Here is a 14,553-nt window from a genome sequence, read left to right as displayed (position 1 = left end):
AGGCTAACAGTTGTGCCTCAAAAAGTGCGCCCCGATTGACCCTTCTGCATCTATTCACTACTAACATCTAGTGTTGGGCAGGAGCCTGCTCCGGCACTGTAGCAACAGGCAGGTAAACAGTGAAGGTGGCGCCAACACCGGGTATACCCAATGCATCAATACAGCCTCCATGTCCCTGCACAATTTTTTTGCAGATGGCTAAACCTATACCAGTGCCCTCATACTCGCCTTTGCCGTGCAGACGCTGAAAAAGATCGAAGATCTTGCTGGCATATTCCTGTTCAAAACCAATTCCATTATCAATAAAGCAAATTTTGTAATACCATTGTGCGTCTTCCAGGCTTTCGGCACTTTGCGCCTGGCGCACTTTTTCAGCAGTAATGTTTACAACAGGAACGACACCAGGCCTGCAATATTTAATGGCGTTGCCGATCAGGTTTTCAAACAACTGCTGCATTTGAAAATCAATACCCTGCACTACCGGCAATGGATCGGCGTGAATCACTGCGCCTTTTTCATCAATGGAAGCTTTCAATATACTCTGTGTACTGAGCAGGACTTCATTCAGGTCAACCGGCATCGGCCCTGTTTCAATCATAGTAGTGCGCGAATAAGAAAGTAGGTCTTTGATCAGGTTGCGCATTCTTCCTGCAGCCACCTGCATTCTCTCCAGGTAAGCCTGGCCCATGTCTGACAAATGGGATTCTTTTTCGGCCAGGAATGAAATGAAGGTTTGTATTTTTCGCAACGGCTCCTGCAGGTCATGGCTGGCCACATAATTGAAAGAGGCCAGTTCTTCATTGGCATGCTGCAGTTCAAGGTTCCTGGAAGTAAGGTCGCGGTTCAACTGGTCCAGTTTTTCCGCTGTATTGCGATTGAAAGCTTCGCTTTTCTTCAATTGGTTGATGACACGGCTTAAACGGTTGATCACCCTCACCAGTACAGATATGTCCTGGGTGGTGCCTAAGACAACCCGCTCACCTTTTGCATTCCGGTAGTATTTTCTTTTGCCCTGAACATGGATCAACCGTCCATTCTTATCAACGATCCTGAAGTTGAGTGTGATCATTTTATGTTCACTAAATGCATCTATCGGAAAACGAAAGGCCACTTTTTCTTTGTCTTCATGGTACACGCGATCCAGAAATGCCTGGAGCGAGGGCTCGAATTCGTAAGGTTCAAAGCCAAACACCCGGTACAGGTTTTTGGAGGCACTGAACTCATTGGAGTCCAGGTTCCACGACCATGAGCCAATTCCGGCAGCCATTTCGGCATTTTCAAACAAAGCATTGGTCTGCCGCAGGCCTTCCTCTGCTAAAGTAAATTCGGTAACGTCCTGCGTTGTGCCCAGCAAGTATCTTTCCTCACCATCTTCTTTGATTTTACCGACCGCCTGCATATAGCGCATCACACCATCTTTACGGAAAATCCTGAAATTGATCTTTTCCAGCTTGCCGGATTGTGCTGCTAATTCCGCATGTTTTCTCACCTTCTCCTGGTCGGCCGGGTGAATGAAAAGAGCAAAGGTGTCGTAAGGAATTTCCCTGTCCCTAGGCTCGCAGGCATAAATTTGAAACAGGTTCCTGGAACAGGCAAAATTGTTGGTCTTCAGATCCAGTTTCCAGGAGCCAATACCGGCAATCTCTTCAGCATTTTCGTATAAAACATTGGTTTCCTTTAAGTGCTGGGTGATGTGGGTAATGCCTGTAACATCCTGTGTAGTTCCCATCAACACACGCTCGCCCAATTCATTATTACTAAGCTTGCTGAAGCTTCTGACATGCCTTACTTCGCCATCTATACGTATGATCCTGTATTCCAAAATGATAGGCAGCGAATGACTATAGGCTTCTTCTCTTGCCTGCAATAATTTGTGCCGGTCCTCCGGGTGCACCATTTCTATATGATTTTCCAGCGAAGGCTTTAAACTACCCCATTGAAATCCATACAACTGACAAAGATTCTTCGACCAGTGGATTTCCTTTCTATCGAGGTTGAACACCCAGGAACCCACACCACCAGATTCCTCTGCCATTTCAAAAATGGTGTTGGCTTCTTTAAGCTGCCTGTTCGTATCCTCAGTTTTACGGGCAAGCTGCCTGGATATCTTTAATTGCCGCTTCAAACTGATATAAGCAATCAGGATGAAAACCAGCATAAACAAAACAAGGAAAAAAGCATACACAGGGGCAATCAGCGTATACTCCCTGTATGTGTACTGAAGACGGCGCTGCATCTGGTCCATGTGAGCCATCATTCGGTCCGCATAGGCCTGTACTGCTTTCATGGCAACCTGGCCCGTCATGATATCCTTTTTGATTTGTTCTTCCTGGCCGGGATTATGATCGTACTGCCACAATATCCTGTCCAGGAGCATCGTCCTTTCATTGATCAACATCCCCAGGTTATTTGCATGCCATTGGTGCTCCAGGTTATTACCAAGCCCCTCATGAACTTTTTGCAGGCTGGACCGCATCTTCTGCAAAGCTTCTTCCCTGGTCTTCAGATAAACCGTATCCTTGCTTAATAAATAGCCACGCTGGCTCGATTCCACCTCCCGCAGCCACGAAATTGTTTCTTCCAGCTTCAGGTGCACGGCGCTGAACTTATTGAGGTCATCTGCAGACTTTGACAGGTTGTCTATCCTTTTAAAAAGAAGTATGGCCAGGACAGCCAGCAGGAATACACAGAATAAAAAAGTAATCCTGAAAGGAATGGATTTAAAAGTTCTCATGAAAGCAGAATAAAGAATGAAAGCAATCGTTATAAAATGGCCCCGTCATTATAAACAAAAAATGGGCTCCCGGGCAGTTAATTTATTGGCCAAAACGTCTTTAATTAATTGCACAAGGCTCGATAAATCGTGAGGCTTCCTAATGCAAGCAGTTGCGCCTTTCTGGTAAACTTTTTCCATTTCTGCCGGACTCATGCCCGTAGTCAGTATAATAACAGGTATATGTTGTAAATGTTGGTGCTGGCGCAATTCTTCCATGCATTGAACCGCATTCTTACAAGGCATATTGTAATCCATAAAAATCACATCGGGCAAAGCAGTATCGCCTTTAATCAACGCCTCTAATAACAATATGCCATTATCAAAGACATGTAATTCCGCCTTCTCACCTGACTGACGAAGAGCCATTTGAAAAAAGAACTGGTCATCAACGTCATCGTCGGTCAAAACAATTCTTGTTATTGATGTTCTGGTTTGCATGACTAATGAATTAAAAGAATCTGGATGATTAAAGGTGAAAATTAAAAATACGAATAAACTTATTGAAATGGACAACACGAAAGAATGTAAAAGACGAATGATGGTAAAGTTTAACGGTCCTGATCCTGCATCAAAAATGAAAAGAAACGACTGGTGTGTGGTGATTAAAAAGAAATAATGAATGCCCGTTCTTTCTATACAAAAAATTCCTGGCTTTTATAGTGGTCCTGAACAGAAATATATTTTTTCTAAAAAACAGGCATTGGGGAATGCTCCACATTAGGGAAAAATGAGCTGCTGAGCTAAATAATATTCAAAGTTATCCATTTCTTGGATGAGCAAAAATTACCATATACCAATGAATAAAATAAAAAGCGTAAAGCAAAAGGATAAACCTGCGCTTTACGCTTTTAAAGCAAGGTGACAAACAAACGTTAGAAACCCTTTTCTCTTTTGAGATTTCGGGGTGCCTAAAATAGTAGAAATATGATTACTGGCAAAAAAATATTAACAAATTATTAAACGTTCAACTGACGATTTTCAGATTTCCGATCCTAATTTACCACTCATCCATATTTTCCTCCTTTCATCCCCTCCCCCCTCATCACCGATCATTCATCACTCATCTCCTCTCCCTCTATCATCTATCATCTAACATCACCTCCCTCCTCATCCGCCATTTCCTTAATCTATCAGCAAAGTGAGTTTTGCGCTCTGTCCTTTCCCGGCCTAACAGGAACCCGAAAGGCCTCAACTCTTCAATATTATCGCAAACGATCTTGATAATGCCCATAACAGGAATGGCCAGCACCATGCCCGGTATGCCCCAAATCAGTTCACCCAACACCAGGCTGATAATGGTAATAAGAGGATTGATATTCACCTCGGCCCCGACCACCAAAGGCTCAAGCAAATAAGTCTGAATGAACTGAATAGCCCCATAGGTAAGCAGAATGCCAAGGATCATGGAAAAATTGCCACCTTGGGCAATCACCATAAGCATCGTAATGGCATTGCCTGTCAGGTTGCCTACAAAAGGAACAATTTCCAAAAGGCCGCACAGAATGGCGAAGAATATAGGACTCTTTACACCCACCAGTGCAAATCCAATACTGTACATCACCCAAAGGCAACCGATCATGATGATGAGCCCCCCTAAATATTGCTGCGCCACATGCCTGCAATTTTCAATAATAGCAGACGTTTTCTCCCTGTCCTTTTGGGGTACCCACATGAGTACAAACCTTTTTAAAAATAAACGGTAGTAAAGCAACATGAAAAGGTAAACGACAAAGAGTATAAAATCCGTAAGCAATTCACCCAGGCCCGATAAGATACCGCTTACGGTATGCCCGATCGTTTCGGATGACTGGCCATTTTGTATCAGCTCCTCCTGCTTTTGTTTTGAAATACCTATCGAACTGGATATAAAGCGGCGCACCTGATCCAATCGCTTCATGAAGTTTTCCTGGATCTTTCCGGCATTTTCAGCAAGATCAGTTACCTGCCAGTACAACAACCACAGCACACCAGCAATAGAGCACAACATGATAATGATGCACAAAAGTATCGCTATGACTTTATGAACGCCCCTTGCTTCCAGCCAGCTGCAAAGCGGCAGGAAAAGCATGGCCATAATAGCTGCGAAAGTCAAGGGAACCAGAAATGGCCTGGCATAAACCAGCCCTGCAATTAAGAGAAATAAGAATAGAAGTATCTTGATCAATCTGGTTAAGGAAAATCCTGACATATATAACAAGATAAGCTAAAAAATCATTCCCAATCACGTTAACCCTCTATCCCATCGTCATTTAAACTTGTCCGCCTCTGGCGGATTCAAGTCATTCGTCATGCTCCATCCTTTTCCAGCCCACCACGTCTCAATCGAAGGAAAAGCCAGCTTGAACCACGTAGTGAATTTCTCAGGTTGCTCCTTCATCATCCATTTTATATCATTCATGCTCTCATAACAATATTCAGCTACTTCTTTTTCATTCATCAGTATGGGTCCTTCATACTCACCAACAAATACATGATCGTATTCATGCTCTACCAAGCCGTTCTCCACATTGGCCTTATACACAAACTCGAATATCTTATGCAGGGGTGCAACAAAGCCTAACTCCTCCTGAAGCCTGCGCAGTGCAGCATTTTCTATCAGCTCTCCAGGGTAAGGGTGACTGCAGCATGCATTACTCCACAAATTACCGCCATGGTATTTAGTGGGAGCACGTTTCTGCAACAACATCCTACCCTTCCTGTCAAATACAAATACACTAAACGCCCGGTGCAGCAGCCCCTCCCTGTGCACCTGCATTTTCTCCATCAATCCAACCTGTTCATCCTTTTCATTAACCAGTACAATGTCCTGTTCCGCTCCCATTTTAAATTTTATATTTTATATTCTGAATTTCGTCATCCGTGCCATCAAAATATATACGCCTTATGATAAGCCGGTGCTTCTGTAAAATTAACTTCGGACTGGTTGACTTTATATTATTGAGCTAAGAATAATATTCGGCTACCTGCCCTTATGTTGACAACGGAAGGTTTCAACGGTCTAACTTTTTCTGTAATTGCTTTTTTGCAAAGTGAATACGGCTCTTGATGGTGCCAAGAGGCTGGTTAAGAAGATCAGCAATTTCCTGATAATGATAACCCTGCAGGTATAAGAGAAAGGAAGTTTTGTCTAATTTTACACATATTAAAATTAGACAATACCAAGCATTCAAACCAAATAATCCAGCAATTTTGTTGAAGAAACTAAAGAAATTGATTAAACACTTTTAATGAGGTCAATAGCTTCCTCCAGCGAATGAAGTAATGTCACGTTGTGGGGAACCACCTTTTTATATCCTGATACAACAGATCCGGAGATCAATATTTGTATATGTGGTTCAATGGTCGACAGCCTGTGGATATATTTCTCAAACTGGCCACCAGGAGGAAAAGAAGCCAGGTGCAGGTAAAGGTAAGAGGGTTGTTTGATACGCATCACGTAAGCCACATCATCCAAAGGTGCACTGGCGCCCAGGTAAAGAACGGGAAGCCCGCGTTTTTTCAAAAGGTAATAAACATACAGGAGCCCCAGCTCATGATGCTCGTCTTCAGGCAGAAAAAGAAGGAAAAGCGGTTGTATACGGAAAACAGCAGGAAGGTTGTCTATGGCACTGATGATCTTTTGCCGGATGATATGAGCGGCTATATGTTCCTGGGCTGCATTGATATGGTTCGTTTGCCACAGGATGCCTACTTTTTGAAGAAAGCCGAAAATAAGAGAGACGACGGTTTCTTCAAGGCCTTTCTGGTGAATGTACAGGTTGAGCACTTCTTCAAACGCCACATGATCCATATCCACCATATGGCCGACCAGTTGGTTTACCAGGTATTCATCCTGTGCCTCAACCTGTTGAAGCAAAGCGTGGTGCCACTGTTCAGGCTGCATTTCATCAATGCGCGAGATCTTAATACCATACTTGTTCAGAAGGGCAACTGTCAGCAGGGTCTTCAACTCCTCGACCGAATAACTGCGGATGTTGGTATCCGTCCGTGAAGGTTTCAGGAAATGATAGCGGTGCTCCCATATCCGTATGGTATGGGCCTTAATGCCGGACAGTTGCTCTAATTCTTTGATAGAAAAAGCCATCGGATAAGTTACAAACGAAAAGGGAAATAGTTGACGCTAAAACTTACAAAGCCCTCCTACATAGTCCTGGCTTCCATCGCCCACCCAGGAATCCAACTGTGCCGGGTCCTTCATCTGCTGCCCACGCAAACGCGGAACAACAATATACCCGCAAGATACATCCGGCAGGGCTGACATATCGCTCCACAGTTTCTCGATCTGTGCCACCGGGTAAATATCTTCCTGTCCATGTCCCCAGCGGTACTTCACATCCTTGATGGTCACATAAGTAGGAATACGCTGCGCCACGCTCCTTACAGCCTTCGCCAGCCTGGCCTCATCTCCTTTTTGCAGGTCTTCGCGGGTAAGTCCAAAGAGTTGAAGCAAGGCATCCACCTGTATCCATGTAGTCATGGAATTATAATAACTCAATTTCAATTCATCTTCTTCCCTCGGCTGTGCCAACCCTTCCAGCAGGCGTACCTGTCCATTCACACGAGCCAGGCCACCGCCCCTGTCTTCAATGCGACGGGCGATCACTTCAAAGGTCAATACATTTCCGGATTGCAGGTGATACCCCAAAGCCACAGGGTCCACATCAGCCCCCAGCGTATCAATATTGTGCAGCATAATGGTCTCTACCTGCGGCTGTTCTGCCAGTAAACGGGCGAGACTGCCATTACGCAATAAGTTGGAAACTTCGTACCAGTGTCCTAAAGGAGAGAACCGCTGTGCTGCGATATTATCTACATAATCCGATCCCTCACCCTTCGACCTGGCCCATCCGATCATGCTTTGGCGCACAGCCTCCCGCACTTTCTGCTTGTTTTCGTCCAGCGCCTCCTGAGGCATTTCCTCCCATAAAAACCGGAGGTCACGCTCCATGGGCACAAAACGCTGGCCAACAGAACGGCCTGCCGACAAGTACACAGGACCGTCATAACCAAAGTTGCCGGTCTCGGCCAGCTTTTTTTCAATAGGTCCATGTGTCAGGTAAGAAGTGGCAACAATATGCGGTATCGTGGCGCTATACTTACTGGCTACATTTTTCGTCTTGGCCAGATGGATCTCCAAAAAGCTGCGATGCGCACCTCCCATCTCCACAAAAGGATTGATCGCTTTAATGACGCCCGCTCCCTTGGTCCAACGGCTACCCACACCGGCGGCAAGGCTCATGACGGCGATCTGTCCGCCCCTGATGGCATCTTCGCCCTTTTCAATCACAGGCAAATAGCTATCGGCAATGGGGAAGGGAGCATAGATATCTGCAGGCAAGATGTCTTCGATAGAAGTTTCAGCTGGCAGGCGGTTGCGTGACAAGCCGATGCGGCCCTTCTTCAACTCCTCCCTGATCTGTTCGTGTTGGATATAATCGAACCCATTTTCTTTCTTCACACGCTCCGTTTTCTCATTTTCCGCACTCCTGTTGCCATGTGAAGTAGGATCAGAAACTTTAAATAAATTGCTGACAATGGTACGCAGCAGGGGGTATGCCAGGTTATTTTGCTCACAGTAAGTAGTAAAGAAATCGATCTCCGCCCTGCGGATATAGGCAATGGAAGCAGGATCTTTCCGCACCAGTTCAGATACATGGATACCATAATAAGCCTCCGGCATCAGGGCCTCGGCACCTTCATGCAATGTTGCCCAGGAACCCTTCGGGTTGATGCTCCAGTTGTACACCACCGGCTCCATGGCAAAAGGCAGTGAGTCAGACAGTTCTGACTTCGTTTGCCGCAACAGTTCCAATACCTTTAGCTTGGATTCCTCGTAACGCTCCGGGTTCACAAACATCCCCATGCCGCCGCCCGACATACCACCAAGCATCAAGAAACCATAATAGTTGTCGCCAAACTGCTTTTTGGCCTTTGCAATGATCTGCTCGGTAAAATAAGTAGACGCCCAGGGAATAATAGTCTTGATCGGGCCTTCCCAGTTGGCGGCGGTATTGGCTGCCAGCTTTTTAATATCCCCTTCCCTGATGGCCGCCAGTATGTTGTCAAAGATCTGGTTGGTTTGTTGCCTTGCTTTCCATTCCTTTTCACCACGCAGCAAATACTTTTCTGTCACCATCTCCAGGATGGGCCCCACATTCGAAGCCATACCTCCATGCATCAGCACCAGCGAATTTGTGAGCTGCTCTTCAAACTTTGGATGCAAGGCATCTCCCTGCAACACGCGGTGACGGGGTAACAAGGTGCCCCTGCTGATACCGGCTTCCGGGTCGCCTTCATCGGCAAAGGTGCCCTGTATGGCTTTAATGCCAGGCCAGATACCTCCGGAATCCTGCCAGCCGCCACCGGAACCACCGATCCATTCACCAAGGATAGCCCTTGAAGCCACCAACCTCCTTTCACTTTCCTGCAGACCGCCTTCCAGGCTCTTGGTCTGGCCTGTAGCCCGCATCAGCAGGCTGATAATAGATCCTAACAGGTTGGTAGAAACGGCAAAACGGGAGCCTTTGGGAATATCGTTCACCTTCGTCACCAGTTCGATACCCATTCCCGGTGCTACAATTCGCGACAGCACCTGGGCCAGCGACTGGTTGGTACCTTCAAAAGATGGCGGGATTAAGCCGGAAGCGATCACACCGGCCTTCACCAGGCTAAGGTAGTCGTTACCGAAGTTGAACAGGTCGTCCAGATCATGTATGTCTTTAGTAGTATTCAGGTCAATAGAGGTCAGGCGCAATACAGGCTCGGGAATCACCCTTACATAACAGTGCAGGGGTGGACGGATGTCCTTATCCCTGCCAAACACCCCCAGGTCAATAGATACGTTGATCACCCTGGCACCTTCGGGATAGTCCATACCCAAGAAAAAGATATCGGACCAGCCACTATGTGTGAGGTCCATGCGCACAGAAGTCTGCTCGTGCAGGATGGGATAAAATAGTGAATCATCCTGCCGCTGCAGCAGGCGCGGATGAATGCGGATGGGATGCTCTTCCTGGTGCCCTACACGGAACATCCATTGGTTGCCCTTGCTGGAACGCACACTCTTACGCACCTGGCCTGCCAGTATTTGGAACGAGAGGTGGTGATAGCTTTCCGCCAGTGCTGAAAACAAAGTGGCAGTTGGCCCGTGCTTGTCCAGCTCACCCAAAAAAGTAGAAATGGCATGCTCAAAGCGCCTGTTCAGCAGATCCTCAAAACCGCGGTAAGAGATCTTGCCCACGGCAGGTATTTCCGCTGATCCCTCCAGGAAAAACCGGTAGCCGGCATGTAAAAAAAGAATCGCCCGCACCTTTTCATACAGGTTGGGCGTTGACTTACGAAACTGGTCCAACTCCCTCAAAGCCTTCATTAACTCTTTGGCACTCAATTCCCTCGCCATCTCAAAAAACGACCGGTTCCTTACGCCCGGCTCCGCAGCAGTAATGGTTAGTATAAATAAATTCATGATTTTTCTCTCTTATTCGTCATTCGCAACTTGTCCGCCTTTGGCGGATTCGAATCATTCGTCACTATCGACCTTGCGCTTCGGCTAACGCTTCCACCAATGTCGTCAATGTCTCGCTCTTCGCTTCTCCCGCCAGTCCAAGCGCAATCTGCGCCCTCAGCAGGCCATGCTTCCGGCTCAGGTCATACCGGCTTCCCCTCACTTCCAGCGCAAGATATTGCTCACGCTCCGCCAGCTCCTGCAGGGCAGGTGTCAGTAACGACTTGCCCCCATTCTGCCCGAGATGCTGTTCTAAAATAGAGAAAACAGAAGGCGTGAATACATGCATCCCAAAGAAGCACAGGTAATAGCCAGCCCTCAGTCCCGAAGTTTGCAATTCCAGTTCAGCCTCGCTCAGCGAAGGCTTTTCGATGATTTTTTCAATATGGTATACACCAGGCTTATTAGGTAGTTGCTTACCGGTAAGAGTACCATAACGGGTTACCTGGTGCTCGATGGTCGCATGCACTGCCGATACAGAGCAGTTTTCCTGTATTGCCAGGTCGATCAATTGGGCAGCACAGCGCTTTTGTACCAGGTGTGAGACATAAAGGTAATCTCCCAACAAGAGCAGGAAAGGTTCGCCATTCACAAACTCGCGGGCGCAATAAACGGCATGCCCATAACCCTTTGGTTCTTTCTGTTCTACAAACTGTGTTCGACTCAGGAGATGGTCGATTTGCCCCGCTCCCTTTTGCGCCCAGTCTACGCGCTTGAATGATTCCATAAGGTTATTGCGCAAAGTGGTGAATGCATCGATATAACGGGCGCCATCACCCGGAGCGCACACCACGCAGATCTCCTCGATGCCCGAAGCAAATGCTTCTTCAATAATAATTTGCAATACAGGCTTTTCCAATCCATCTATGTCCACCACAGGCAACATAGCCTTTTGCACAGTATCAGCCACAGGGTACAAACGCTCACCGCGGGCAGCCGCAGTGATCACCGCTTTTTTTACTTTCATCTTTATAACCAGTTAGTTTATTATACTTCCTTGATTCGTTTGCCCAAATATATACATTGGACCGTAAGATCGGGATAAAGAAAATTTCCTGTAACAATATCTGAAAGTAACGGAGGATAGGGCACCCTACCGTATATCAAGTATATCGCAGCTATGGCGTAAGTACGGCTCAGGTACGAAGGATGGTAGGGTGAGGGGAGGAATGGAGGCGGTCATTTTGTGCCATTTTGTGCCAAATCGGCCAAAAGCGGCCAGGGGGTTTTGAGGGGTGGGTGGAGGGTGGTAGTTTCGAGTTCTTAAAGCAAAAAGTTATGAAACAGGTGAGCCGGACGTTGTATTCGAACATGAGGGGAGCGGTGGGCAAAAGGTTTGTGATCAAACGCTACAAGGGTAGAAAGATCGTGGTGACCCGCTACCCGGACATGAGCCGCATTATTCCCTCTGACAAGCAGAAGGAAAGAAGGAATTTGTTTAAAGAAGCGGTAGCCTATGCGAAGTGGGTGGTGGAGGATCCCAAAAGAAAGAAAGCCTTCAAAAAGACCCTGCCCCGAAAGAAGCAAAAGCAGGTGTACCAGGCCGCTATCCAATTGTATCTAAGAATGCAAGGGGATAAGCAGTGGCTGAGGAAGCAGCTGGCGGCACAAGCCCTGGTGAGTGCGGAGGTGGAGGGAACTTTAGGCAAAGGAAGGGGCATGAAGGGAGAATGGATCAATGGCAAGTGGTTCTCTTATGAAGGGGAGCGGGATGGCTGCTGGAAGGCGGGACAGTGGACGGGGGATGGAAAGCAGTGGGCCATTGGGGAAGGTGGAGAGATATTGGAGCGAAGGCGGGTAGGCCGGTGGGGACAGGAAAAGGGAGGAGACCGGCGTGCGGTGCTCTATGGGTTGATCCGGGACAGGAAGCGGGGTTGGGTCGGAGGTAAGCTGCTCAGTGTGCATGGAGCACCGATCAAAAGTGGGGAGCTAGTGATGAGTCCAGAAGAATGGCTGAAGATGGATGTAGCGGAAGTGAGAGGAAGGCCGGTGCTGATGGGGGAAGTGCAACATAGTAGAGGGGTGCAGGAGACTGAATGGGAGATCCTCTGGCAGAAAAAGGAAGGGGATGATAACAGGGGTGTGGAAAGGAAAATGGTGCAACTGGACGGTGGAGTGCAAGGGGCGTGGAATTAGGGGATGTTAGAGACCTGGATTCATCAACCCGGCCTCCTTTAACTCCCCGTACAACGGTGATGCCTCCAACTTTTTCAAGGCAGCTATATGGCGGTCATGGTGCAGATCCGTCCCCGCAAAGTTGTAATAACCCTGCTTTAGGAGGTAAGCCGCCAGCTCCTGCACACCGCGGCCATAATAGCCTGTCAATGATAGAAGATTCAATTGGAAATAACAACCTGCATGTTTCAACATTTCGTAAAAGTCCCTCCTCCGTTCCAGGTACAGGTATCGCTCCGGGTGGGCGATCACTGGCTGGTAGTTGAGCATCTGCAGGTCGAATAAAACATCCTGCAGATCCAAAGGTGCTGACATAAAAGAAAACTCCACCAGCAACAGGTTATCCTTCAACGTTAACAGGGGTGCCTTTTGCCTGAGTAACTCACCAAAATGTTCATCGATATAGTATTCCGCTGCAGCTCCTATTTCCACATCGATACCTTCGGCAGCCACAGCCTCCTGCAGTTCACCCAGTCCGGCCGTAATGATCTCCGGAGTATTGGGATACACTTCCCAGTTAATATGCGGCGTGGTAATGATCTTTTTATACCCCAGGGCCGCCAGGTCTTTGATCAGCGCCAAAGAAGTAGCCATATCCGGCGATCCGTCGTCAATGCCCGGAATTAAGTGTGAGTGTATATCAGTCTTCAGCCAGCTAAGGTCAGTTAGCTTAGGCGACTTCTTTTTGAAGAAGAACATCAGGGTTCCGTTTTTGATGTAAAAGCTGGTAATAGAGCGCCGACATCTCGTTCATCAACCTCCGGTAACCGAAACGCTCCAGTACATACTGGCTGCTGTTATGCCCCAGGCGATGACGAAGAGCATCATCATTCACCAAAGCTAACAAGTGCTGGTGAAAACTGGCTTCATCATCGATATCAGCCAGTAAAGCCGTCTCCCCTTCGATCACGATATCCTGGATGCCGCCCACCCTCGTCGAAACTACCGGCTTGTCCGCCGCCTGTGCCTCGATCAGGCTGACAGGGGTGCCTTCATTGAGCGAAGTAAGGGCCATGATATCCAGTCCCGCATTGATCACATCCACATCTGTCCGCCAGGAAGTAAACACCAGCGGGTGCGGGTGGTAGAAGTCCGACTGTGTCGTAAAGGAAATCCCCAGGCTCCTGGCCTGTGCCTCCAGTTCATCCCTGGTCTCGCCATCCCCAATAATAAATGCCTTCACCTTTTTGGACCTATTTGCCAGCACATGCGCCAAAGCCCGCAGGAACACCCCGTGATTTTTGATCGGCACCAGCCGGCCAATGATACCAATAGCAATATCATCCTTTTCTAAGCCATACTCCTGCCGGAACTTTCTCCGCTTCACTTCCTGCTTCTCCTGGAAGCGATCCAGGTCCAGTCCCAGGCGGATGACGTGAAACTTATCCTCCGGAGCTATTTTAAAGTCATACACCAATTCCCTTTTCTGTTGGTCGCTGATGGTCACAATAGCATCCGACTTCCGGGCCAGGTAACGCTCCGTTTGGATATAGAAATTCGTCTTGAATGAGTTGAAATAGGAATGGAACACATGTCCATGAAAAGTATGCACCACCACAGGCACCTTCATCGCTGCCGCTGCCAGTCTGCCCAAAGCTCCCGGCTTAGCCGCATGGGTGTGGACGATATCAGGTTGGAAGTCCTTAATGAGCTTTTTTAAGGTATGGTAAGCCTTGAAATCGTCAGCAGGACTGATGGATCGTCCCATCTGCGGAATGACCGTATAGTCGATACCCAGTTGTTCCACCAAGTGATCGGCGCTCTTTTCGTGGCTTTCCCGTTCACCTACCACCAGTAAAGTTTCGAAATCTGGTGCCAGGTACCTGGTTAAATAGGTAGCATTCAGCACAGGTCCTCCAACGGCTAATCGGTTCATTATGCGTAGTACACGTGGCATGGTATAGTACTTTGGCGAATTTAGGTCAAGGTTTATACTCAGTAATAAAGGCGCCAAAGATAGATAAATAGCAGGCTTTTATGCAATTTCGAAGTAAATGAATGAGAAAGATAAAAGTCTTTCACAATACTGAAAGATGCATATTACTGCTCTCATAAAAGATATTGACCTTTGCGAGAAGAATGGATTTTTCATAAAGAG

The 14,553-nt window shown here is 47.4% G+C and carries 11 protein-coding genes; 1 reads left to right on the top strand and 10 read right to left on the bottom strand.

Going from position 1 to position 14,553, the window contains the following annotated elements:
* Positions 1–67: 67 nt before the first annotated feature.
* From OCK74_RS19495 to OCK74_RS19460, 8 genes are all read right to left on the bottom strand, one after another.
* Positions 68–2,734: a PAS domain-containing protein gene (locus OCK74_RS19495; protein ID WP_279298758.1), complete on the bottom strand. Its 2,667-nt coding sequence runs from the start codon at positions 2,732–2,734 to the stop codon at positions 68–70.
* Positions 2,735–2,782: 48 nt separating this feature from the next.
* Positions 2,783–3,214: a response regulator gene (locus OCK74_RS19490; protein WP_279298757.1), complete on the bottom strand. Its 432-nt coding sequence runs from the start codon at positions 3,212–3,214 to the stop codon at positions 2,783–2,785.
* Positions 3,215–3,854: 640 nt separating this feature from the next.
* Positions 3,855–4,964, bottom strand: a complete 1,110-nt coding sequence (locus tag OCK74_RS19485) for an AI-2E family transporter (RefSeq protein ID WP_279298756.1) — start codon at positions 4,962–4,964, stop codon at positions 3,855–3,857.
* A gap of 57 nt (positions 4,965–5,021) precedes the next feature.
* Positions 5,022–5,597 (bottom strand): isopentenyl-diphosphate Delta-isomerase, encoded by a 576-nt coding sequence (gene idi, locus OCK74_RS19480; RefSeq protein WP_279298755.1) that lies wholly within the window; start codon positions 5,595–5,597, stop codon positions 5,022–5,024.
* 169 nt (positions 5,598–5,766) lie between these two features.
* Positions 5,767–5,946 carry a sigma factor-like helix-turn-helix DNA-binding protein gene (locus OCK74_RS19475; protein WP_279298754.1) on the bottom strand — a complete coding sequence of 60 codons (180 nt, stop codon included), beginning with the start codon at positions 5,944–5,946 and terminating at the stop codon, positions 5,767–5,769.
* Between the two features lie 44 nt (positions 5,947–5,990).
* Positions 5,991–6,860, bottom strand: a complete 870-nt coding sequence (locus OCK74_RS19470; protein WP_279298753.1) for a MerR family transcriptional regulator — start codon at positions 6,858–6,860, stop codon at positions 5,991–5,993.
* A gap of 36 nt (positions 6,861–6,896) precedes the next feature.
* Positions 6,897–10,241 (bottom strand): UTP--glucose-1-phosphate uridylyltransferase, encoded by a 3,345-nt coding sequence (locus OCK74_RS19465; protein ID WP_279298752.1) that lies wholly within the window; start codon positions 10,239–10,241, stop codon positions 6,897–6,899.
* 64 nt (positions 10,242–10,305) lie between these two features.
* On the bottom strand, positions 10,306–11,247 hold the full coding sequence (locus OCK74_RS19460; protein ID WP_279298751.1) for a UTP--glucose-1-phosphate uridylyltransferase: 942 nt from the start codon (positions 11,245–11,247) through the stop codon (positions 10,306–10,308).
* Positions 11,248–11,558: 311 nt separating this feature from the next.
* On the opposite strand from OCK74_RS19460, the gene OCK74_RS19455 reads away from it, so the two are divergent.
* Positions 11,559–12,416: a hypothetical protein gene (locus OCK74_RS19455; protein WP_279298750.1), complete on the top strand. Its 858-nt coding sequence runs from the start codon at positions 11,559–11,561 to the stop codon at positions 12,414–12,416.
* A 6-nt stretch (positions 12,417–12,422) separates the two neighbouring features.
* Here OCK74_RS19455 and OCK74_RS19450 read toward each other — a convergent pair whose 3' ends face one another.
* Together OCK74_RS19450 and OCK74_RS19445 are read right to left on the bottom strand one after the other, a co-directional pair.
* Positions 12,423–13,154, bottom strand: coding sequence for a tyrosine-protein phosphatase (locus tag OCK74_RS19450; RefSeq protein ID WP_279298749.1), 732 nt, complete (start codon positions 13,152–13,154; stop codon positions 12,423–12,425).
* Positions 13,126–14,352, bottom strand: coding sequence for a glycosyltransferase (locus OCK74_RS19445; RefSeq protein WP_279298748.1), 1,227 nt, complete (start codon positions 14,350–14,352; stop codon positions 13,126–13,128). Before OCK74_RS19445 ends, OCK74_RS19450 begins: the two co-directional genes overlap by 29 nt.
* Between the last annotated feature and the right edge of the window lie 201 nt (positions 14,353–14,553).

This window comes from Paraflavisolibacter caeni, assembly GCF_025628885.1.
In the GTDB taxonomy this organism is placed as follows: Bacteria; Bacteroidota; Bacteroidia; order Chitinophagales; family Chitinophagaceae; genus Flavisolibacter; species Flavisolibacter caeni.
Note: the sequence above shows the minus strand (reverse complement) of the source record. Positions and strands in the feature narration are given on the sequence as shown.

What these genes read in the sequence shown, in the direction of transcription:
- OCK74_RS19495 (WP_279298758.1), bottom strand. Translation starts at nt 2,734, where the DNA reads ATGAGAACTTTTAAATCCATTCCTTTCAGGATTACTTTTTTATTCTGT.
- OCK74_RS19490 (WP_279298757.1), bottom strand. Translation starts at nt 3,214, where the DNA reads ATGCAAACCAGAACATCAATAACAAGAATTGTTTTGACCGACGATGAC.
- OCK74_RS19485 (WP_279298756.1), bottom strand. Translation starts at nt 4,964, where the DNA reads ATGTCAGGATTTTCCTTAACCAGATTGATCAAGATACTTCTATTCTTA.
- idi (WP_279298755.1), bottom strand. Translation starts at nt 5,597, where the DNA reads ATGGGAGCGGAACAGGACATTGTACTGGTTAATGAAAAGGATGAACAG.
- OCK74_RS19470 (WP_279298753.1), bottom strand. Translation starts at nt 6,860, where the DNA reads ATGGCTTTTTCTATCAAAGAATTAGAGCAACTGTCCGGCATTAAGGCC.
- OCK74_RS19465 (WP_279298752.1), bottom strand. Translation starts at nt 10,241, where the DNA reads ATGAATTTATTTATACTAACCATTACTGCTGCGGAGCCGGGCGTAAGG.
- OCK74_RS19460 (WP_279298751.1), bottom strand. Translation starts at nt 11,247, where the DNA reads ATGAAAGTAAAAAAAGCGGTGATCACTGCGGCTGCCCGCGGTGAGCGT.
- OCK74_RS19455 (WP_279298750.1), top strand. Translation starts at nt 11,559, where the DNA reads ATGAAACAGGTGAGCCGGACGTTGTATTCGAACATGAGGGGAGCGGTG.
- OCK74_RS19450 (WP_279298749.1), bottom strand. Translation starts at nt 13,154, where the DNA reads ATGTTCTTCTTCAAAAAGAAGTCGCCTAAGCTAACTGACCTTAGCTGG.
- OCK74_RS19445 (WP_279298748.1), bottom strand. Translation starts at nt 14,352, where the DNA reads ATGCCACGTGTACTACGCATAATGAACCGATTAGCCGTTGGAGGACCT.